The following is a 20,464-nucleotide window of genomic DNA, read 5'->3' as shown; positions in this document are numbered from 1 at the left end:
TTGATATAGCTAATAAGTGTTGTATTTAGTTCTAGTCATGAACGTCTGGGTGTTCTGCCACACACCGAATCTCTACCAGTTCGCCCCTTGGGCGTACTTCGGTAACTCGTGCTAGAGTTGCCCATTGCTCTCCTAATCCAAATGCTACGTGCGTGCGCTCCTGCTGCTCGCCGTTGTAAGGGGTGATATCGGTTGTTTCGAGTAGTTTTACCTGATTGGTCGTTTCACCCGGCGCTACGGGCCAAGGGCCGCTTACTTCACCGTTGGTTTTGCGAAGCGCGATATAGTGATTTCCGTCAGACCAGATCATCGATTCCGAGAGGGTAAGTATCTGGTCTCTGAAATCTGTAACTTCAGCGCTTTGGCCCCAGCTTGGCATGTCGTGGCTGATGGCGATCAGGTCGCCGTAGCTTGGAATTAGCCCTTCTAGCTCTGTCTGGAAGGTGATCAGTTTGCGTCGATAGCGATTTGCAGCGGCCATATATCGGCCTTCGCGTTCCGCTTGCGTATGCTCAGTACAGCCAAACAATTGAACCCTTGCAGGTTGAGCAGTGGTGTTATCGCTAAGAGAAGCCGTAATCTCATCACGCGTCCAGGTTTTGGCGGAGAAGTACTCCACGGTCACACTATCAGCCGTATCGTCAGATGCCATTAAGTACTCAATGCGTAGGCTGCCTTTGACGATGTTACGCGGCGAAAAGAGTGCTACTGGAATGCTTTTAGGCGCATCACGCACAAAGCGCACCGTACCACCTTGCATATAGGCGACTGCGCGACCGCAGCGTGCGGTTCGACTAAGTGATTCCCACACGGTAACGCTTTGATCAAACACTGCATCAAAGTAATCACCTCGGGCATTCCAGGTTTGATTAAGTTCTGTAAGTGCCTGAAGATCGAGCCGAGATTCCGCAAGAGCTCCACCATAAGCTGCACGACATTGGTCCGCCAAAGCCCAGGCTATTGAGCGTGTTCCCTGTGGTAATGTCCATTCTTGTACTTCTGCATCCCAAATCGGCAACCGCCTTGTGACAATACAGTTCACCAGCCTTGAAGAGCGTTGCGACAGGTTATCTGTCGCTTTCATGCGAAGCGCTAAGAGTGTCACATCGCCAAAATCAGGTTGACCCACCAAGTGAGATTTGAGTGCACCCCAGCGCAGTTCATGACCGGCACGTGCAGAGGAGTCTTTGCTATCTAAGCGAATCGCTCGAACCGCGTATCGTCCAGGTGTCACGGGGTAGTCAAAGGTGAACCTAAGTGCGGTGTTGGTTGCAGCGCTATGGCTCTCTTCGCCCAGCACAAACCAATCCCCCAAGGGTTCACCGCTATCATCCATGGCTTGTGCTTCAATACGCCAACTGAGTGAACGGGTTTCGAGCCCACCCGTGTCGTTGGCATAGTAGAGACCGCGGGGCAGTAAAATATCAATCGACAGTCGTTCAGCTTGGGTGTCGGCTGGGTTGGCTGTGAATGGGCCTATCCAGTCACCATTATTCGCTGTTGAAAGAAGCTCCTGACCTGCCACCTCAGGTGCGGTAACGACATCAGCATCAAACAAGGTGATGGTTTGGCCAGGGGCAATTACTTCGTAGTCGATCTCTTCAAACGAGCTAATCGGAGTGTCTTCGATTCGGATTGACTCTAAGTCATATTCACCCTGACCGATGCAGTGCAACTGATAGAGTATCTGGTCGTTATTCTCATAACGGGTATAGGGCGTTGCCGCTAAATCGGGGTAGATAATATGGCGACCATAGAGCACCGGTATAGGTTGCCCCAATCGTGCCTGGTTGCCTTGGGCTTGTAATGAGTAGGTTGGGCTGGGTGCGGCGGCGCTGCCAAAACTACCACCTAGCGAAGGCATAGGTGGTGGCACTAGTACATTCACCAGAGCACTGCCGGCCAGCGCTACACCAGCTGTGACTAGTGCAGTACCAACTGTGCTAGTAATGCCTAAAGAGCCGGCAAGCGCTGAGCCTGCATAGGGCGCAGCAACCATGACGGCAATTGTCAGTACCGAACGCAGAATTTTATTTCCGCCTCCGCCACCACCTTGTGGCAGTGGTATGAACACAACGGTGTCATCTTCTGTGAGTGGATATGCAGCCCAATAAGCACGCAGTAATGGTTCACCGTTTCTCAGGCAGATGGTTGGTAGTACGAACTCAATCTGTTGATTGTTTAGCCAGTCGGCGATGGTTGTGTTGATTGGGACTTCGTAATATTGCCTGTTGCGCTCCGGTTGGAAAGGGTTGGTCAAGCAAATTACTGTTGCCGTTGACATCGATAGACCCCCTCAATACTCCAGCTACTTAGCTTCAAGCTGTTCAGTGTTTGAAACACGACCCCGGCACCTTGAAGTGCATGTAAAACACCGGATTCACCCTCGGTATCGATCCATAGCCCTACATGAATAGGATGACGCGATTGGCGCAGTAGCAGCGCATCCCCCTCTTTGGGTGTGTCTACTGGCTGCCAATATCTATGCTCTGGATGGGTTCTGAAAGCTTTGATTTGGGAACGTAAGTCCCCTTCAGCAACGCTGATGCGTGGTAAGTTGATGTTGAACTGTTGTTGATAAACCCAGGCCAGAAGCCCCCAACAGTCAAAGGCATCCGGCCCTTGTTGGCCTGCTTCCCAGGGTTTACCAATTAAGGGCACTGCCCAGTGTTGGTTTTTCATAGTTAACGTGTCAGCCCAGGGAAACGACTTGCTGTGTACACTTCTGACGGAAAGCTTTTGTTTCCAATATCTAGCATACGTGCACGCCCTGTGACTCTTGAGATATCTGCTTCTACCTCAGTTAATGTCAGGGTGATAGGCGGGTCCATTTGAGGCCCTTCCAAGTCAGTTGAGAGGTAAGGACGGTAGGTGATCTCGAACTTCTCTGAAGATTCCACGGCGGCATCGAGATGACGTATTAGTTCACGACTGACGTTATCGATGGTGACACTGATCTCTGGTACTGGGGCAGTGTTGACTGGCGGTAGCTCCAGCTCAAACCCGAGAGCAATGAACTGCACCATCTCACCGCCATTGATCGGTGCGGTTGGTTCCAGCCTCGCGGTTAAGTCTTGGTGATCGCGCACAATACGAATCGCCATGGGTTGGTTGTACTTATCCACGAAGCCGGGGTGGCGCAGCTCCAGGGTATGCAAAATCACCACATCGGACGGCGCACTGGCATAAGCTTCGCGGATCGCTTCGCTAAGGGCTGGGTTTGGCATTAGAAGATCACCTGCATAGGTACAGAGATATTCTCGCTATCATCTTCCGGCAGCTGCGCTTCACCGGCATAGCCTGTCTGATAGACCTGACCGTCATCCAGCAAAAAGAGCACGCCACCTTCTGATCCTGTGCCCAAGGGCGCTATATCAACTACTCGGCGGCGATGAATCAGAACCGGTGCAAAGTAGTAGTTTGTGCCATCGTAAGTGCCTCTGCCAAGCTGGCCGTTTCCGCTGTAGCCTACAGACCAGCAAATACCTTCATCATCTAGTGCTACGGCATAGTTATACGAACCCGTCCCGCCCTGAATGATTTTGGTGATATTGGTCAGTGGTGTGCTGGCATTAATGCGGCATTGAGTGAAGCTGGAACGATCGGTTGTATCGGCGGCAACACCTAAACAGCCGTATGAGTTGTCGCCTGTCGCCCAGACGGTGCCATCGGTGCGAAGTACATAGGTTCGGTGATAGCTTTCACACCGGCTATTACAGTCCGCAACGTTGGTAAGAGCTTGTGTGGGCGAGTAGTTGTTACTGGTGCCACTGTGTCCAAGATTGCCGTAGCCATTGTAGCCCCAGGTATAGAGTTTGTTGTTCGTATCGATGGCCCAGGCATACTGGCGGGATCCTCCGACTCGCTTGATTTCAATACTGTTGTTGGCAAAGTAAGGCAGAGTCATCGGGATATTACGCTGCGTGGTATCCCCCGAGCCTAACTGCCCCTCGGCGTTGTAGCCCCAACTGTAGAGCGTGCCATCGGCTTTTATGGCATAGCAGGAGGTGTAGCGTTCGCCGCCACGCGCTATCTGAACGATGTTCGAGAGCATGGGTACCTGAACAAAGTTGTAGCGGTTGGTGGTATCGCCTTGACCCAACTGGCCATAGCCGTTATAGCCACAGGTATGCACCGTGCCATCTGAGCAGAGCACCATATGCGAGATGTAGTTTTGAGGTGAGGCCATGGGCGCATAGGCAATAACGACCTTGCCATAAATCGAGTTACTGCTATTGCCCGAAGCGTTATAGGGCACTCGCTGATCTGCGGTATCGCCGCGGCCAACATCCCCGTAATCGTTTTGGCCCCATACCCAGAACTGGCCGTTGGCATCAATCGCAACGGATGCAAAATCGTGGGCACCACAGATGTATTTAATGGCTGGCGTATTGGGTGGGAAGGCAACACTTACAGGGTATGAGCGGTCGGCGGTTTGGTTACCGGTGCCGTGCATCCAGTTTTCACCACGCCCCCACCAGCGCACGGAACCATCCGTCATCACAGCCGCACCACGGCGATACATGAAAGGTTGCTCGGCGTCTTGAATCGCAAGTGCCTTGGTGCCGGATCGTACCGTCAGTATACTCCACTCAGGCAGCCCTTGCGCACTGATGGTTAGCACCTGACCGGTTTCACCCGGTGTCAGTGCCGCAAGTGTGCTACCGTCATGAAACACCAACTCACCCGCACCCGAGGCGATATCGCGTGCGCCTTGCGCAAACAGATCCCAAGCGGCCGTGACAGTCGGTAATACCCCTTGAGTGTCATCCACCGTGCAGACGTAGGCTGAGCCGTTGTAGTGCACCACATCCTGTGCTGCGTAACTGAAATTTGGGTCAAATAGACCCCGCCATGCAAATGCAATTTTGCCTAGAGTGACAGTCGCCATAGTAAGCCTCGAAAAATTGAAAAAGAGAGTTTAGAAACGGGTCAGAACAGAACGGGGGATGGGGTAAACATCGCTTCGTGGTCATCGTCATTACCGAGTGCGGCATAGCCGTTATAGCCGCAGCTATAGACCGTTCCGTCATCGGCTAAAAGCAATAAGCTAGCATTGTCGTAGTCGTGTCCCCATTGGCCGTAAAGCTGAAAATCAACGATGCGTTTGTTCACCAGCGCCACGTTGGAGGGGTAGTTGTTGTCGGCAAAGCCATGACCTGCTGCGCCCGATTGATTACGGCCCCACTTAACGATGGTGCCATCGGTACGAAGGCCTGCACCCATTTTGGCGTGCACCCAACCACCGCCTTGAATCTTGGTGATATTGCTAATTAGAGACGATCCGCTGGCTAGGTTGTGCCAACTGTTTCGATCCCCCGGAGCGATTAAACTGTTATACCCGTTGTAGCCTATACCCCAGACAGAGCCATCACTTCGTAAAACTACACATTGGTCGTAATGACCAGCTGAACAGTACCCATCCACCACATTGCTGATGCGGGGATCTAAGGTGGCAACCCAAGATTCGGCACCGGGCACGTGAGAACTGTAGTTGTTATGGCCCCAGGTGCTGATCGATCCGTTTTGATGGATGATCATGTAGTTGCGGTAGTACTGACTTCCGGCATCGACGTGGTAGTCCGACTCCTCGCCTCGTACTGCTTTAACCGGGTTGGAGAAAGAGGGTGGCCAGGGTTCGTGCATCACATTGGGGTTGTCGTTGTTCTGTAGACGGCTGATGGTGTTCTGCTCGCCCGCCATATAGAGCACGCCGTTGGCGTCTAACAGGAACGATCCCATGTGGTAGTGGCCGAGCACCCAAGCATCGACCATGGGTGTTTCCAGTGAGCGGGTAATGAGCCTAGGTGTGTTTTGTTGGTTGTTATCACCAACGCCAGCAGCGTAATAGCGTTGGTGGCCAACCCAGTAACAGATGCCTAGCTCATCAATTAAGATAGCTGCCTTGTAGCCGTAATAACCACAATCGCCGACCGCCACTTTTACAATTTTGCGATCAGCTGGCAGATCGCCGCGTCCATTAACTTTGTTGGGCACGGTGGTGTCTGTGGTGTGGCCTAAGCCTAGCTGTCCGTGGTTGTTTTGTCCCCAGCTCCAGAGCATGCCACCGGCATCGATGGCATAGGTGCTTTTGTAGCCTTTATAGAGCGAGACGATTGGTGGTGTGTCGGGTGGAAAGCCTACAGGTACTGGCTTGGTTCGGGCTCGATCGCTGTTTACACCGTTGCCCAAATGCCCCTGACGCTCATCACCCCAGGCGCGGACTGATCCATCGGTCATGATCGCCATGCCGTGGTACTGAGTTTTACCCCCGCCGGTATCTCCGCGATTATCCAGATTCATAAGTGCAACGGCACGGGTGGCGTTACGATCTTGAGTGAAACGGTACTCTAACTCGCCAGATGCACTCATATGTAACTGCATATCCGGTGCGCCGGGAAGGATTGGATGCCCAGCTAGGAGCTGCCCGCGTTGAGTAAGCTGTTGTTGGCCCAAAGCGAAGGGAACAAAAGCGGTTCCAGTAAATACTTCAGCATGATCACCTTTGCGGACCACATCACCTTTTTGGTAGTTCAGGTGTGCGCTGTATAATCCTCGCCAACGATAGCCTAGCGTTGAGATATCCAGGCTCATAGCTGCATCACCAGTTCATTACGTTGAATGGAGAAGTTGATGCCCTCAGAGATCATCCAAGCTTGGAAAAGGCGGGTGTCATAATCTTCTCGACCTTCGGTGAGTAAAAGCTCAGTACCGTCTGTAGAGTGTGCTAACCCAAAAAAGCGAGGAGAGGCTGCTGAGTTCACCAGTGTGTAGCCGCTCTCGTCGTTTTTAACTTTTAGAAGCTGGCCGGCGGCACCAATGAGTGAGTCGGGTAATCCTACGGCTAGTAACTTGGCGAGTATGGTTTGTAGGGCGGTATCTGCCTGTTGCAGGGTTTGTGCGCCACTGGTTTGGACTTGTTCGAGTATGGTCTGGGTTTCAGTCACACCATTAAGAGCGGCTTGTTCAGCACGATCGGCTTCGCTACCGGCTTGATTGGCGAACTGCTCTGAGAGTGCTGCCGCCTCGATTGATTGTTCCAGAATGCCATCGGCTTCGGTATTGATGCGGGTATTGGCATCGTTCAATAGTTTAGCAACACTGTCTAGACTACCGCTTTCGGTGGTTACGGTTTCAGTGGTGCCACCGTGTACCACTTGATGCAGTAGTTGCGCATCGCTGGTAGTCAGCGCAACGGCCGACTCCAGTTCTGTTTGCAGACTCATAAAAATGTCCTTGGGTTAAAGCTTGGCGTTTTGGGTATTGGTCAAGGTCGTATGCACTAGGGTGTGCAGACGGTTCGCCATGGATGCGATGATTTGAGCGTCATACTCCAGCAGCAGTGCCAGAGCCCCTTCATCCAGAGTGGGCCGTTCACGAATCTCAAGCTCTGAGCGAATATCCCAGAGAGTGCCTTTGATCAGTTGTGCCTGAAAGGGGCGGGTGAAACGCGCCTCCTGCTGCATAAGGCCTAAACCACCCAGCAGTGACACCTGAAACCAGGCGCCGCCCTCTTTGGCTTGCCAGCGATACCAGGCTTCGAACAGCGCAAACTGATCACCTCGCATGACCCAGCGCACATTGACACGCGTGGGCACCTGCGTAAAACGACGGCGCTGGCGAGCAGGACCCGCTTCCATCTCGGTGCGTAAAATGGCATCACCGGGTTGGACGCTGTATCCCTGTATGGTGGGCAGTGGCAGGTTGTTAGGCCAAAGCACACTCATCGGTAACTGCCTGCGGCCGGGTTAAGGCCGTATCGGCGCTCCAGTGTTGTCGCCAACCCTTCACCTCGGCTGACATTACGAGCCATCTGGCCTTCGATGCGTTCGATCATTACATCCAGTCGCATACCACCGTTCGCCAATGGCGTTGTCTGAGTGGTAGCTTCCACGCCCGAAGCGTTGTTGATGACATTCACTTCAACATTGACGGGATTGTTTCCTTGTCGCTCGCCCAGCGCGCGCATCTGCCCCGGTGTAAAGACTGTCTCTCCACGTTTGGCGATAATGGGGACTTCCTGCCCAATCACACCTCCCGTATGAAATTTTGGCGCTCCGGCAAAGACCGAAGGGCTCACCTGTCGAGTTTGTAGAGTGTCGGTGCCAATGACACCGCCAGCGTGCGCCGCACCAAACAGCGCCCCAAAATCGATGGTGCTCAGCGCATTAGAAAGGGGCTGCGTGATGCTTTGACGGATTTGAATACGCACCAGATCAGCAATGATTGAGTCCGCGAGTGATTTAAAATCCAGTTTGCCGGTGGTTACAAATGAGACCAGCGCATCTTCCATCCCTTTGAAGGCGTTACGCACTAGTCGTTCGGTTTGGGAGGCCATATCCTCGGCTTCATCCAGTACGGCTTTGAATCCGCGGGTTAAGCCATCCTCCCAAAGACGCGAGCTTTCCAGATCTTTGGCGCGCGCCTCTGCCAGCATATTTTGGTGAATAGCCTCTATCTGAGCGGCAAAACTGGCATAGCCTTCGCGCGTTGCATCCAATCCTGCCAGCGCTTCAGCGCGCCATTGGTTGGCTTTAGCTCGTGCCTGGTCAGTCTCAGAACCAAGACCCAGGTAAGCACGCGTGATTTCCTCTATCGCTTCTCGATGGTTTTTGTCCCGCTCAATGGCCGATTGATCCTGCTGTTCGAGTATCGCTTTTGAGGCGATGAGCCCTCGAATTTGTTGAGCTAATGCGGCTTCGGCAGAGGTGAGGTTTTGAGTTTGATCCAGCCCTAGGCGACGAAGCGCTTGTTCCTGTTCGGTTTGCAACATGGCCTGATTAACGGCCGTTTCACTATCTGCGCGGGCGACGATGAGTCGTCGCAGCGCTGTCTCTTCGGCTTGCAGATCAGCAATAGCGGCCTGAATACGTTCAGAGCGTTTGGTATCTATAGGCGCTGAGGGCGGCGAAACTGGCGCCAACGGATCATCAGGTTGTCCTGTCTCGGTAGAGGTGCTGTTTGTGCCGTTTCTGATGCGGTCAATTTGTTCGCGTGCTCTTGAGGCAGCTAATTCGGCTGCTTTGAGGGCGTCGATTTGATCGGATATCGCTCGCGCAGTCGCAGTAAATTCGGGATTGTCTTGTGCCAACCTCCAGATGGACGCTCGGTACTCATCAACCGAGGTGACACCCATCTGAAACCAGCGGCGAGTCCATTCAAGCTTCTCTTGTAGGTCGGAACCTACTCGCCCCAATCGATCCCAGATGGAGCCGGCCCACCATTCGGTTTTGAGCTGCTCCATCACATCCGCGACGTTGTGCTCGGCGGTGATCAGTTTTTCAGTCCAACGCGCTAGGGCTTCATCGCGCGTTGCGGCTGAAAGATCCTCAATACTCTCGGCAGCGCGTTTGGCCTGTGCGCGTATTTCATCCAACTCCGCTGCATGATCTGAAGCGGCTTGACGGGCTGCATCTTGGCTGCGTGCCAACTCCCAGAGAGCAAAGCCGGTCAGAACCGCGATACCGGCGGGGCCTCCGACCAGCGCCATTGCACTACGCAGACCCACCATCGCTACGGATGCTAAACGGGCTGCGCCTTCAACGACAGCCAGTCGTGTAGCGGCGATTAGGGATACTTGTGCCATCATTCGAAGGCCGATAATGGCACCAGCATTACCGATGATTGTGGCATTCATCAGGGTGAGCGCGCCGGCAACAGTGCGAGCAATGAGCAGCGCGCCTAACCCTTTAACCGCAACATCGGCATGACGTGCCATAAAGCCCAATGCATCGGCACTGGTGCGAACGACATCGCCAAGCGACTCTCCTAGCGCACGCGCAGCTTCATTGCCACGTACAGTGGTTTCACGAAGATCGACTGCAATATCTTTGAGCGCATCGTTCAGACCGCCGGCACCGACTTCACGCGCGAGGCGTGACAGATTGTCTTGAATGTTGCTGATGATGCCGTTGAGGGTGGCCATCTGCTCGGACATCGCGCCGGCAAATTGCACCTGACCAATACGTCGCAAGTAAGACTCAATTGCCTGACTCTCTTTGGCAACGGTGGTACTGACACCCTGAAAGGTGAAGGTGACCTGCTCGCCCTGAGTGCGGGCTTTGATGCCGAACTCTTTTAAGCGTTCAAACTCTCCAGTAGCAGCATCAGCAATCGCTTCCACAAACTGCATCAAGCCTTTGCCCATCGCTGAAGCGGTGTTGCCATACGAGCGCAGGGCCGCGTCTGAAGGTTCTAGCCCCAGTGACTGAAGACGGATAAATGCCTCGGTGATGCGCTCAACATTGAACGGCGTTTCTGAAGCAAAATCTTCGATCATGGCAAACGCCTGATCGGCTGCTTGGGCAGATCCCGTGACGGTTTTTAGACTGGCGTGCAGTCGTTCGAACTCTCGGTTGCTCGATACGATAAAACCCAGCGCACGACTCGCACCCTGGATACCAGCATACGCCCCAACTAATCCCGCTGCCTGTTTGAGTACGCCATTAAGCGCGCGAGCTGAGGCATCAACGGCTTTGAGACCTACTGATGCAGGTTGAGTAGATCGGGTAATACGATCGAAGGCTTGGGAGCCCTCTTTACCCAGTTGCCCAAACTCGCGTTTGAGTTTGTCACCTCCGGTTGCCTGCAGGCGTATGGAGAGCTTTTTCTCTTGTGCCATAACGCCTCGCGGTTAATGGGGTTCAGCATCACGCTTGGCCAGCGCAACGCCCAGAGCTACTTCAGGTAAGAGTTCGGCCATCGCTCGGGGCTCGTAACCCAAGGCGTCACCCAGTGACAGGGCCAGTGAAATTGGAAATTGATCGGCGGATTGGGTGACCAGTTTGTTGGCCAGATCCCAGGCTTGCCAGCCGACATCGGTGGTTAGCTGGTTTTGGATGTAGGGGCAGCGCTCGCCTTGTTCGTTGGTTTCGCCTCGGGCACAGGAGAGGTTTTGCTCTTTGCATCGTCCGCAGTAGTCAGGCCCGTCGCCGAAGTGCCATTGGATTCGGGCCCGAATGCGTTTTTTTCCGCATCCAATAACTCACGCATGCCGGTGTACTGTTGGCGAAAGCGCTCAGCGATCATCCAGTAGAAATCAAAGAGATCGCGGATGCCCTGTGCTTCAACCTTGGCGGCTGCATCACCCTCAGCATCGAGAACGCCCTCCCATTCGAGGATGGCGGCTTCAGCCAGCCCTTGTGTTAGGTACTGTTCGGCTAGGGCTTCACGGGTCGGCTCATCGTCCAGGTTGGGTAGGTTATCCGTGCTGAGGCCAGCTTCTTTACAGTTACGCCACTGTTCGCCTAGCGCCTGCAAGCGCTGATTCATACGCGCACGAGCTTGATAAAAGATGGCGCTGGTGCAGGGCCGAACTTTAATTCGAACATCCAGACCCAGGTCTAGCCAGTAGGGCTCTTTGGGGAGTGTGAGTTTAATCATTAGGCCCAACCCTCCAGATCATTAACCAGTGTGATGGTTAGCATGCGTCCCAGAGTCTGTTCGCGAGCCCCCTGAAAATCATATGAGGCCTCAATACCCCCCGGCCCGCTGATACTGCGCTTGGGTTTAGGCAGATAAACCTCATGCGCAGTGATGCGTAGCTGTTTATCGGCATCAATGGTGTAAGCCAGCTCCAGGTCAATCGGTGTGCCGCTGCGAGCCAACTCCATAAGTTCTGAGTTGCCGTAGCGCACAGAGATAGACCCCGTAAGTGAGCCCATGCCCGGATCAATTGCTTCGATCTTGCCATCATTACGAATCGTTTCGATGCGCTCTAGATTGTTTGAGTAGGTGATTGATGCTGAGGTGACATCGGCCAGCGGTTGACCGCCGCGCGTAACGGAGCCTTGAAACTGAGAAAAACGTGAGTAGATCAGTTCAGCGGGTGCGCTATCGATGGAGGTGGCTGCGACGGTTTCGCTTTGGCCCATCAATCCGAGGGTGGCTTGTGCTTCGCCGGAGCGCTGAAAGTTAAGTGCCAGGGTATTGGCGCGCACACCACTAAAGCGCAGGTACTCGGGAACTTCTGGTAGACCCATCTCCAGTGTCATGCTTGGGAGAGTGGTTTTTCCAGAGGTAAATTCATGGGTGTAGGGTCCTGTTCCTGAAGTGGTTGAGTCTCCCAGTAGCGCCTGTAGCCAGAGGCCGATATGACGCAGATCCATGGGTACCACGATATCGCCATCGACATTGATTACGTCCTGAAACGGTGCTGAAGGGTCTCGCCCTTGCCCCAGCACACTGGATTCGATCAACCCTTGCTCGGAGTCGAGAGACGAGGAGACAAAGGGGATCTGATAGTAATCACCACTGGCGGGTGATTGGCCATATTGCGACTCAAAGCCGAGCAATAGACGGCTGTTCCATCCATAGGCACGTGCCATGGCGTTCTCCTTTAGGCTGTTTTACGCCAGTGGATGGCGTGTGTTGAATTCAAGAAAAATAGGGATGGTTGCAACCTTTACTGTTGCTCCACCTTCGATTGATTCGGTTGAAAACTCGGGGCTGCCGGTATGCAGTAGATCCACTGCATCGTTCAAGTTGCCGGCACTATCTAGTGCGACCCCGAGTCTTTGCAGCAGTTGATCAAATTGTTGATCACGTTCGCTTGATTGGGCCTGTTGTACCCAAACTTCCAGTTCAACGCGGTGTTGGTAAAGGTAACGAAGTGGTGAGAGCAGTACTTCAGGCTCGCCAGCATCGCCATCACGAAGGATGAGTAAACCTTCATTCGGAATTGCGGTGCTGAGTACTTCGTTACGTTTGACTAGAATCGGCGTTAGCGCGGAGCTTAGGTGAACATGCAGTGCACTGATGGCGGCTTCACGTTGGCTGGGCATATTAAGCCTCCCGCCAGTGATTCAAAATCAGCCTTGGTAAGCGTCTGTGCCAATTCTCTGCTTCCGCATCAAAGCGGATGCGTTTTGGCATTTTGACTTGGGGTACCAGCCAGAACATCACTACGGAGGTGAGACCACGGCCGGTATCACGGGCACGTTGGCTGGCTTTTCGAAAGCCGCGTAGTTCTCCCGTTTTACGTGAGTAAGAGGCGCGCATTTGGTTGGCTACCATCAGGGATGGTCCATGCTTTCGGTAGACAAACTGCAACCGTATTCCTCGAGCACGCTCGAGATTCCCGGGCGTTGCTTTCTGGCCCATGACCCGCTTGGGGGCATTGGGCGTTGGTATGGCGAGCCAGAATCCGTCTTTCGAGCGAATCACCGTGCCCTCTTCAAAGCCGGACAGGATCTTTTCCGCTTTGGTGTAGACCTCGCCGGCCGCATGAAGACTTCGGCCGCGTTGTGGATAGACATCACCGCGCCAGGTTCTGGCGAGACGTGTCCCTAAACCTGCCGCTGTGACTTGTGCGCGCATCCGGTTTTTAAGCCCCGTAGTTGCCTCTTTCACTGCCGCGGTAACGGCTATTTCGGCTTGATCAATCTCAGCTTCCAGAAACTTTTTTAGGTTGCCTTCAAACGCGGCGGTTAGTCGCAAGGGACCGCCTCCACAGTAAAGACCATGCGGTGCAGATCCAGTGAAGGTTCCCCCTGTAAGCGGTAACACCGATCGTCCAAAAGAATTTCATCTCCAGATTTGGGGCTGGGTACCTGAGATTTTTGGATTTGAAGCTCGAGTGTTTCGCTGTGGATGCGGGTGTCTCGGTAATCGAGGATTACATCCGGTGCTTTGGGGATGACCAGGATCTCTTGTTCTTCAGAACCCAACGGCCGAAAGAGGGCAGATTGTCCCAATCCCTGGAACATCTGCCCGATCGCCTTTTCAAACGCCTTTATCACTGCAGTGCCTGATAGCTTTTCCAAGCGATATCACGCTCGGCTTGAGTGATATCCCGATCAAGCACCTCTTCCAGCGCTTTAATCAGGGGCTTACCGTCTTTACCAAAACCTTCCTCGCTCAATACCGCGATGGCATCGTGCAGTTCAGATTCGGTTATAGGCGCATCTTCATTACTTGAAGCGTCTGTCGCCAGTGCAAAGCCTTTCGCAATCAGTGCTTTTGCCTCGGTATCCGGCAAGGCCACCACCGATTGCGGTGGCACCTTCCCTTTGTCGGTATGCAAGGTGATGAGTGTGCGTATCTGCATTATTTCACCCCTCAGGCAACGGTTGCACAGAACGACGCGTTCGGACGGTAAGGCACCAGCAGCGGTGCGGACTGCATCAGCAACCAACGTAGCGCTGGATCTTCCTCCAACCAAGATTTGGTAAAGTATCGGCTCGCTCGGTAGCCGGCTTTCTCGTCCTGAATCACGCCGTAACAGCGGGTGCCTTCAAGCAGGCCTTGGCTTGAGAGAATGACCGTATAGTCCGGCAGCATATTGCGCGAGACTCCGGCATCATCCACATAGGCATCGTTATAGACCCAGAAGTCGAAGTCACCGACGGAGCCGACATAACGCGCTTTATCGTTGCCCTGACCACGAATCATCGGATCGATGTTCAGCGTGTTGCCAGTGCCGCGACGCAGTTCCAACAAGCGCTCAACCTTGGCGTCATTCTTAAAGACACGCCAAGCGAGTGGATCCATCACCACCGTGCGCGCTGCTGCACCTGATTTGATCTGCACCAGACCCGCCCAGTCCTCGATATCATCCAGAACGTTGACGCCTGTTTCGCCCCAGCGTTGGCCACCGGTCAGTGCAACGGTCAGTTCAGTATCGCGCTGAAAGTCGATCACTTGTGTCGGGTAGTCTTCACCTGCGACAGTGATCTTACCGGTGCGCAATGCCTCGGCTGCCATAACCTCTTCACGACGAGTGAGGTTCTCGACCTGATTGGTCAGCGCGCGATTGAGCGCGGCCTCACGACGGTTCATCGGTGCGAGTGAACCACCAATGGTCTCACCGATTAGGCGCTTCAGTGGTGCGTTGGGGTCGAAGCGGCGTTTATCTTTGACGTAAGCCGGTTTGAAGCTACGAGTCTCAAACCCTTCTGCTGATACCACTTTGCCTTCTACCAGTGGCGAGACAAACGGCACCAAGCGCGGTTTTGATTTATCGATATCAAAGTGAATCTCTTCACTCTCCTCGGTTTGGATCGAGGGGAAGAAGGTGTCCAGCAAAAACGAGGCTGGACGCTCCAGATGCTCCACCACCCGGTTGAGCACGTGCGTTGAAAAAATATCCATGGTGGGGACTCCGGATTAAGGTTGGTTGGTTCGAATGAAAAGGGAGCGAGTGCGGAAGCTTTCAGTCACGCTCGCGAGGGTATGGCCGCTGCCAAGCGTTAAAGCATGAGCGTTGAATTCACCGGTCAGAAACAGGTGCCCTTCAACATCCAATGTGGCATCGATCGGCTGCGCAAGAATCGCGACCGGTATTTCCGAGCCATCAGTTGCGGTGGTGGTGCTGAGCACATAGGCTCCGGTCGCTGTGATTTGACCCAGCACGGCCCCCTGAGGGAGCGCCTGCCCACCGGTGATGGTCGCAATACGCATGATGCGCGGAAACTCACCGGTAATTAGATTTTCGGGTGTTAATACCCCTTGAGTGGTTACGCCACTGGCAATGCCTTGCAAACTCATAGTGTACCTCCGCGAGAGTAACGCGCGATGCGCTGAGCGATGTTGTCCGCATCATCCGATGCACTCTCATCTGCCGGTTCTATCGCTGGATTGTTCATCTGCGCCATGGCAGATTCAAACCCGCTGGTATGGCTTACAGGTGAGGTTGATTGTTTGGGAGCCGCTGACATTGCAGCGGTTGCCATATCGACGCTCATATCGGTAGCAAAGGCTAGATGGCGGGCTAGAGATTCACGACCCTCGGCCGTGTCAGAGTCCAGAATGGCCGCAATGCGCTCACGCTCTTGCTGACGACCCGCTTCAATTGATTGGGTATGGACGGCACCTGCATTGGCCTGTGTCCACTCCTCGTGAAGCGCCTGAATTAGTTGTGGGTGATCGGCTTTTAATGTGCTCAGTGAAAGCGAGGCCTTCGGATCGACTGAACCGCTCGCCTCCGGGGTTGTGCCCGATTGGGGCTGTCGGTTGTGTTGGTCAGGCATGTCGGCCTCCTTGTTTGATGACAAAAAGCCCTGCGCAGTGGCAGGGCTGGATTCATAAGTTTGCTGGTTGTTGAGTTCTTGAAGGGTTTGATCGAGCGTACTGATGCTGTCGGCTAAGCCCTGTGCAACGGCTTGTGCCCCGATCAGCAGGTCACCCTGCCCGAATTGTGCTTTGACGATTGGAGGATCCAGTCCCCGGTGTTTGGCAACCGCGCCGATAAAGATCTCTGCCAGCGCATCGATGCGAGATTGCAGTCGAGCGCGGTCTCCTTCGTCTTGAGGATCGAGTCGTTTAAAAGGGCTTTGCGATGAAACGATCTCGAACTGCTCGGCATCGTTTGAACGTTTATAAATCCCAACCACTCCGATAGAGCCAAGGGAAGCGGTCTCGGAAATCACGATCCGTTCGCAACTTGAGGCGATCCAGTAGGCACCGGAAGCGGCATCGCCTGAGCAGTAGGCAATGATCGGTTTACGCTCACGGGCCTGGTAAATCAGGTTCGCCAGTTCGGCGCAGCCATTGACTTCACCGCCGGGTGAGTCGATGTCTAATATGATTGATTGAACCGCTGGGTTATCCAGCGCTTGGCCCAGTTCGCGGGCAAGCACTTCATAGCTTGTGGCACCACTGATGGCGGTGAAAAGATTGGCGTAACGAAACAACGGACCGGTAACCGGTAGGACAGCCGTTTGTCCATACATCGTGATTTGATGACTGTGCTCTAAGGGGCGGCCCAGTCGCTCGGTGATGGCTTCGATCGAGTCCTGCTCGCGCTTGGCAATGGTGAGCACCGTATCGAGTGAGGGCTCTGTCATCGCCCAGGGTGTGCCGGTGGCGTAGTTCCAAAATCGCATCAGTGAATCTCGTTTAAGTTAAACAGGGGTGTTGGTTTGTGTATTGGCTTCATCGGGTGAGTGATCTGGTTCGGTATCTGGCTGGCTATTGCTAGGGTCAGCTACTTGCTCAGGCATGATCGGTTGGATAGCGAGCCCTAACTCACGCATCTTGGTTTGTTCGCGAGCGCGCTGCTCAAGCACCTCTTCCCAGTCCAATCCCTGAGTTGCACACTCATCTTCCAGCGTGGAGAGCCCCGTCTCCAGCCGAAGCTGCGAGGCTTTGGCCTCTTTGACTGGGTCGATCCAACCACGTCCTGGTCCGATCCATTTACAACGGGTCCAGAGCGCTCTGTTTTCGTAGAAATTGGGTGCTTCAATCAGCCCTTTATTGATCGCTTCCTCTAACCAGAGCTCATACACGGGGCGCGCCCAATAGGTGGATAACCACTGACGGCGGCCCATGAAGTAGCGCCAAGCTTCCATCAGTGCCGCGCGGGCTGAGGAGTAGTTGGTTTTGGAGAAGTCTTTCATCAACAGCTCAAACGGAATGTTTAAACCGGTGCCGATATGCCGAAGTACGTTCTCAACAAACTGCCCGTAGCCGCTGTTGGGGCGGCTTGGTGTAAAGGCTGAGACCTTATCTCCTGGGAATACCGGAATGATCGCACCGCCTTGCAGGCGAACTTTCCAGTCGCTACGAGCGGCAATGTAATCCTCGATGCTACCACCAAACATCTCACTGATGGACTCGCTGTCGAGTGGCGTTTCAACGAAGGCGGCGATCATGGCGTTCACAACAGCGGCCTGAAGCTCACTGTGTTCGTAGTGATCGAGCATCTTGAACAGAGGCATGACACTGGCCAGCAATGGCTTACCGCGACTTTGTCCGGTGCGCTCTTTATCGTGGACATGAATTACACGGCGCCGGCCAAAGCGAGTCTGTGCAGGAATGCGCTCGTAGGTTAGATTGAGTCGATCAACACCCCAACGCATATCACCCGGATGCTGTTTCGAGATCCAGTAGGCGAGCGGAGCGCCGTAAAGGTCGACTTCTACACCGCCGCGCAGCCGCTTATCGTTGAGCTTTCCGGGCGGGGTATCCAGCCTGTCGCTCTCAATCAACTGCAAGGTGGTTGCAAATACGCCACCGCGATCAGGCAGCCAAAGTGGCAATGCCAGGGCTTCACCATTTAATAGGCCTGCCCGAAATACCTGTGTGGTGAGCCCATGAAAGTTGAGACTTTTGGTTGCGTCGCAGTCCGTTGTTTCCGCCCAACTGCGCCATAAGGCTTCTGTTTTTCGGGTCCACTCGTCGGCCCAGCTTTTATCAAAGCCAAGTGCTCGATAATCGGGCGTAGCGGCTAATCGAAGACCGGTACCGACAACGTTATCGGTGATGGTTTGAATAGCACCGGAGGCCACGCCATGGTTACGCGCCAGATCCCTTGATCGTGAAACGAGTGTTCCAAGTTCGTCGACCAGATCACTATCAGCGGAGCCCGTTTGAGGCTGCCAACTGGCTAATTCGCGGGCCGTTAATGAGGCGGCTCTGTGGGCCGTGTCTCTTGTATCACGATGTGCCACGGTTAAAACTCCACAAACAGTGCACGTCGGCCAATGCCTCGCTCTTGGCGACGAATATCGAGTTTTAACTGCGCGATATAGCGCACTAACTCAGACTGATTGGCTGCTGAGTAGGTAATACTGCCAAATCCACCGACGTTAACGCTGGCCTCTTTCTGGCCTGTCAGCAACTGATGTAGAGCCTCTTCGGCTTCGCTCAGGCGTTGTTTTAAAACAGTCAGGTCGGTCATGCGCTCCTCGGGGTTTATAGATAAGGATCATCGGCCACCGCGGTAGCGCGTTGTTTAAAAATTGGTTTTGTTTTGCTGGGTTGCGGCGCTTCAACGGCTGGGTGCGTGGTAGTCACTGCAATCTGCTCATGCTGTTCGACAGGGAGAGACTCAATTGTTTCTCGCATCTTTTGCCACTGGCGATCGGTAAAACGATCGAGGCCATAAATGCTGGCTGCAGCACGGGCATAAACTCGGCAGTCCAACGCTTCGTTGTTTCGTGTTGGGTCCTTTTCCCAGGTTGCGCGCGGAAAACCCTTGTGGATGCGAATAACGCGTCGCTCGGCAGTTAGCTGTTTAAAATACTGCTCGCCATACTCGGGGAAGTGGCAACTGCCCGGCGCTTCTGTCTCGCCTCGTTCGCGCTCTTCATCGGTCAGTCTGGGTAATTTTAGCCAGCGATAGAGTTCGGTTTTAGCGACAGGGCCACTGACATTCCACACCCGCAATCCGCGGCGTTTGCCACCGGTATCGGCTTTTGAAACGCTCAAAATCAGGGATGTGTCGGTATCACGGCCTTTAATGGCCACCACAGTGCACGGTTGCGATGCACGCGCTCCGGCTCCACCCCATACCGCTTGTGGATGATTCCTGACCCAGCTGTACACCTCTTGGGTGGCGTAGCCTGAGTCGATACAGAGCACTCTAATGGGAAGAGAGCCTCCCCGTTGATGTGGCCAATCCTCGGCTAAAAGTCGGTCGAGCTTTAGCCACACCTCCGGTTGAGCGGTATCGCCATCCAATACGCGGTAATCCACTGACCAAGAGCGTTTATCCTCACCCCAGGCGACAATCTCAATTTCAATACGATCGCGCTGCACATCGGCACCGGCCGTAAGGAACAGACCTTCGGCGGGTACTCGTCCAATCGGATAGGATTCGCGCCGTTCGTATAGGCGTTCCCACTCGGGTGCTTCGAACTCCTCTTCAAAGGGCTCGCCCAGTACGGTATTCACAAAGCCCTTCATCAAGTCAGGACTATTCTGAGCTGCTTCAAACATTTCAGCGGCGTCTGCCCAAGCAAACCAGCCGACTGGGCTGTAAAGTGATGAGAGGTGATAGCCTTGAGTTCGGCCATCTCCCTCATTGGTGGCGATCCATTCCCCTGCGCCAGCATCTGGGTTTTATGGTGCTCCTCTATGAGGTGCTCACAATATTCACAGCAGTATTTGGCGGCACGTGGTTGGCCTTCGGGCCAGCGCAATTGGGTGAATTTGAGTGCCTGTTTATGGCCGCATTCTGGGCAGGGCACTTGATAGTAGCGCCTGTCAGAGGCATCAAACTCGCGTTGAATACGTGAGAGTCCTTTAATTGTGGGTGTGCTCACGAGCAGTATCTTGCGACGGCGCTGAAAGGTGGCGCTGCGTCGTTCAGCCAACAGGATAGGATCGCCTTCACCCTCAACATCACCGGGATAGCCATCAATTTCATCCATAAAGAGGTAACGTGCAGGCATGGAGCGAAGACCAACGGCGCTGTTCGCACCGGTCATGACCAACACCCCTCCGGGAAACTCTTTAGAAAGAACTGTGTTACCTGAATCACGACTGCGCGCTGGAGCCACTCGTTCGCGCAGCTCTGCGACTTCCTGTATCTGTGGATCGATACGCTGTCGTGAGTTACGTTTGGCCATCTCAACCGTGGGTGAAACCGCCATCATGGGGCCAGGTGCCACATGAATCACATAACCAATGAAGTTATTGCCGGCCTCTGTGCCGCCAACCTGTGCGCCCTTCATAAAGACCACACGCTGCACCGGCGAGGCGACGGATAAGCAATCCATAATCTCGCGCAAATAGGGTGTGC

Annotated in this window: 20 protein-coding genes and 1 pseudogene; all 21 read right to left on the bottom strand. The window is 54.1% G+C overall.

The window, feature by feature from the left end:
• Positions 1–31 precede the first annotated feature (31 nt).
• Entirely contained in the window at positions 32–2,284 is a 2,253-nt protein-coding gene (locus GH975_RS08600; RefSeq protein ID WP_153714129.1) for a host specificity factor TipJ family phage tail protein, read from the bottom strand.
• Positions 2,266–2,682 carry an NlpC/P60 family protein gene (locus GH975_RS08595; RefSeq protein ID WP_153714128.1) on the bottom strand — a complete coding sequence of 139 codons (417 nt, stop codon included), beginning with the start codon at positions 2,680–2,682 and terminating at the stop codon, positions 2,266–2,268. Before GH975_RS08595 ends, GH975_RS08600 begins: the two co-directional genes overlap by 19 nt.
• Before the next feature lie 2 nt (positions 2,683–2,684).
• Positions 2,685–3,227, bottom strand: a complete 543-nt coding sequence (locus GH975_RS08590; RefSeq protein ID WP_153714127.1) for a DUF1833 family protein — start codon at positions 3,225–3,227, stop codon at positions 2,685–2,687.
• The gene (locus tag GH975_RS08585; protein WP_153714126.1) at positions 3,227–4,891 is read right to left on the bottom strand and encodes an RCC1 domain-containing protein; all 1,665 of its coding nucleotides are present in this window, start codon (positions 4,889–4,891) and stop codon (positions 3,227–3,229) included. Before GH975_RS08585 ends, GH975_RS08590 begins: the two co-directional genes overlap by 1 nt.
• A gap of 41 nt (positions 4,892–4,932) precedes the next feature.
• The gene (locus tag GH975_RS08580) at positions 4,933–6,594 is read right to left on the bottom strand and encodes an RCC1 domain-containing protein (protein WP_153714125.1); all 1,662 of its coding nucleotides are present in this window, start codon (positions 6,592–6,594) and stop codon (positions 4,933–4,935) included.
• Positions 6,591–7,226 (bottom strand): hypothetical protein, encoded by a 636-nt coding sequence (locus GH975_RS08575; RefSeq protein ID WP_153714124.1) that lies wholly within the window; start codon positions 7,224–7,226, stop codon positions 6,591–6,593. Before GH975_RS08575 ends, GH975_RS08580 begins: the two co-directional genes overlap by 4 nt.
• A gap of 15 nt (positions 7,227–7,241) precedes the next feature.
• On the bottom strand, positions 7,242–7,727 hold the full coding sequence (locus tag GH975_RS08570; protein WP_153714123.1) for a hypothetical protein: 486 nt from the start codon (positions 7,725–7,727) through the stop codon (positions 7,242–7,244).
• Positions 7,724–10,621 (bottom strand): phage tail tape measure C-terminal domain-containing protein, encoded by a 2,898-nt coding sequence (locus tag GH975_RS08565; protein WP_153714122.1) that lies wholly within the window; start codon positions 10,619–10,621, stop codon positions 7,724–7,726. Before GH975_RS08565 ends, GH975_RS08570 begins: the two co-directional genes overlap by 4 nt.
• 203 nt (positions 10,622–10,824) lie before the next feature.
• Complete coding sequence (locus tag GH975_RS08560; RefSeq protein ID WP_211365795.1) at positions 10,825–11,382, bottom strand: hypothetical protein; 558 nt, start codon at positions 11,380–11,382, stop codon at positions 10,825–10,827.
• Positions 11,382–12,326: a phage tail tube protein gene (locus GH975_RS08555; RefSeq protein WP_153714121.1), complete on the bottom strand. Its 945-nt coding sequence runs from the start codon at positions 12,324–12,326 to the stop codon at positions 11,382–11,384. The genes GH975_RS08560 and GH975_RS08555 overlap by 1 nt, the downstream gene beginning before the upstream one ends.
• Positions 12,327–12,347: 21 nt before the next feature.
• Positions 12,348–12,782 (bottom strand): acyl-CoA transferase, encoded by a 435-nt coding sequence (locus tag GH975_RS08550; RefSeq protein ID WP_153714120.1) that lies wholly within the window; start codon positions 12,780–12,782, stop codon positions 12,348–12,350.
• A 1-nt stretch (position 12,783) separates the two neighbouring features.
• Positions 12,784–13,437: a DUF6441 family protein gene (locus GH975_RS08545; protein ID WP_153714119.1), complete on the bottom strand. Its 654-nt coding sequence runs from the start codon at positions 13,435–13,437 to the stop codon at positions 12,784–12,786.
• Positions 13,428–13,763 (bottom strand): head-tail joining protein, encoded by a 336-nt coding sequence (locus GH975_RS08540; RefSeq protein ID WP_153714118.1) that lies wholly within the window; start codon positions 13,761–13,763, stop codon positions 13,428–13,430. Before GH975_RS08540 ends, GH975_RS08545 begins: the two co-directional genes overlap by 10 nt.
• Positions 13,736–14,047, bottom strand: coding sequence for a hypothetical protein (locus GH975_RS08535; RefSeq protein ID WP_153714117.1), 312 nt, complete (start codon positions 14,045–14,047; stop codon positions 13,736–13,738). Before GH975_RS08535 ends, GH975_RS08540 begins: the two co-directional genes overlap by 28 nt.
• Positions 14,048–14,058: 11 nt before the next feature.
• The gene (locus tag GH975_RS08530; protein ID WP_153714116.1) at positions 14,059–15,090 is read right to left on the bottom strand and encodes a major capsid protein; all 1,032 of its coding nucleotides are present in this window, start codon (positions 15,088–15,090) and stop codon (positions 14,059–14,061) included.
• Positions 15,091–15,105: 15 nt separating this feature from the next.
• The gene (locus tag GH975_RS08525; RefSeq protein ID WP_153714115.1) at positions 15,106–15,486 is read right to left on the bottom strand and encodes a head decoration protein; all 381 of its coding nucleotides are present in this window, start codon (positions 15,484–15,486) and stop codon (positions 15,106–15,108) included.
• Entirely contained in the window at positions 15,483–16,823 is a 1,341-nt protein-coding gene (locus GH975_RS08520; RefSeq protein WP_153714114.1) for a S49 family peptidase, read from the bottom strand. The genes GH975_RS08525 and GH975_RS08520 overlap by 4 nt, the downstream gene beginning before the upstream one ends.
• An 18-nt stretch (positions 16,824–16,841) precedes the next feature.
• On the bottom strand, positions 16,842–18,389 hold the full coding sequence (locus GH975_RS08515; protein ID WP_153714113.1) for a phage portal protein: 1,548 nt from the start codon (positions 18,387–18,389) through the stop codon (positions 16,842–16,844).
• Positions 18,390–18,391: 2 nt separating this feature from the next.
• Complete coding sequence (gpW, locus tag GH975_RS08510) at positions 18,392–18,619, bottom strand: gpW family head-tail joining protein (protein WP_153714112.1); 228 nt, start codon at positions 18,617–18,619, stop codon at positions 18,392–18,394.
• 14 nt (positions 18,620–18,633) lie between these two features.
• Entirely contained in the window at positions 18,634–19,755 is a 1,122-nt protein-coding gene (locus GH975_RS12300) for a terminase gpA endonuclease subunit (RefSeq protein ID WP_322788877.1), read from the bottom strand.
• 65 nt (positions 19,756–19,820) lie between these two features.
• Positions 19,821–20,441 (bottom strand): annotated as a pseudogene (locus tag GH975_RS12295) (phage terminase large subunit family protein); the annotation flags it as partial.
• Positions 20,442–20,464 lie beyond the last annotated feature (23 nt).

The sequence above is a fragment of the Litorivicinus lipolyticus genome, from assembly GCF_009650135.1.
In the GTDB taxonomy this organism is placed as follows: domain Bacteria; phylum Pseudomonadota; class Gammaproteobacteria; order Pseudomonadales; family Litorivicinaceae; genus Litorivicinus; species Litorivicinus lipolyticus.
This window is presented reverse-complemented; position numbering and strand designations above follow the sequence as displayed.

Coding starts and splice junctions, on each gene's coding strand:
- GH975_RS08560 (WP_211365795.1), bottom strand. CDS start 11,382: ATGATTAAACTCACACTCCCCAAAGAGCCCTACTGGCTAGACCTGGGT.
- GH975_RS08585 (WP_153714126.1), bottom strand. CDS start 4,891: ATGGCGACTGTCACTCTAGGCAAAATTGCATTTGCATGGCGGGGTCTA.
- GH975_RS08580 (WP_153714125.1), bottom strand. CDS start 6,594: ATGAGCCTGGATATCTCAACGCTAGGCTATCGTTGGCGAGGATTATAC.
- GH975_RS08525 (WP_153714115.1), bottom strand. CDS start 15,486: ATGAGTTTGCAAGGCATTGCCAGTGGCGTAACCACTCAAGGGGTATTA.
- GH975_RS08595 (WP_153714128.1), bottom strand. CDS start 2,682: ATGAAAAACCAACACTGGGCAGTGCCCTTAATTGGTAAACCCTGGGAA.
- GH975_RS08555 (WP_153714121.1), bottom strand. CDS start 12,326: ATGGCACGTGCCTATGGATGGAACAGCCGTCTATTGCTCGGCTTTGAG.
- GH975_RS08530 (WP_153714116.1), bottom strand. CDS start 15,090: ATGGATATTTTTTCAACGCACGTGCTCAACCGGGTGGTGGAGCATCTG.
- GH975_RS08520 (WP_153714114.1), bottom strand. CDS start 16,823: ATGCGATTTTGGAACTACGCCACCGGCACACCCTGGGCGATGACAGAG.
- GH975_RS08590 (WP_153714127.1), bottom strand. CDS start 3,227: ATGCCAAACCCAGCCCTTAGCGAAGCGATCCGCGAAGCTTATGCCAGT.
- GH975_RS08600 (WP_153714129.1), bottom strand. CDS start 2,284: ATGTCAACGGCAACAGTAATTTGCTTGACCAACCCTTTCCAACCGGAG.
- gpW (WP_153714112.1), bottom strand. CDS start 18,619: ATGACCGACCTGACTGTTTTAAAACAACGCCTGAGCGAAGCCGAAGAG.
- GH975_RS08535 (WP_153714117.1), bottom strand. CDS start 14,047: ATGCAGATACGCACACTCATCACCTTGCATACCGACAAAGGGAAGGTG.
- GH975_RS08550 (WP_153714120.1), bottom strand. CDS start 12,782: ATGCCCAGCCAACGTGAAGCCGCCATCAGTGCACTGCATGTTCACCTA.
- GH975_RS08565 (WP_153714122.1), bottom strand. CDS start 10,621: ATGGCACAAGAGAAAAAGCTCTCCATACGCCTGCAGGCAACCGGAGGT.
- GH975_RS08575 (WP_153714124.1), bottom strand. CDS start 7,226: ATGAGTCTGCAAACAGAACTGGAGTCGGCCGTTGCGCTGACTACCAGC.
- GH975_RS08570 (WP_153714123.1), bottom strand. CDS start 7,727: ATGAGTGTGCTTTGGCCTAACAACCTGCCACTGCCCACCATACAGGGA.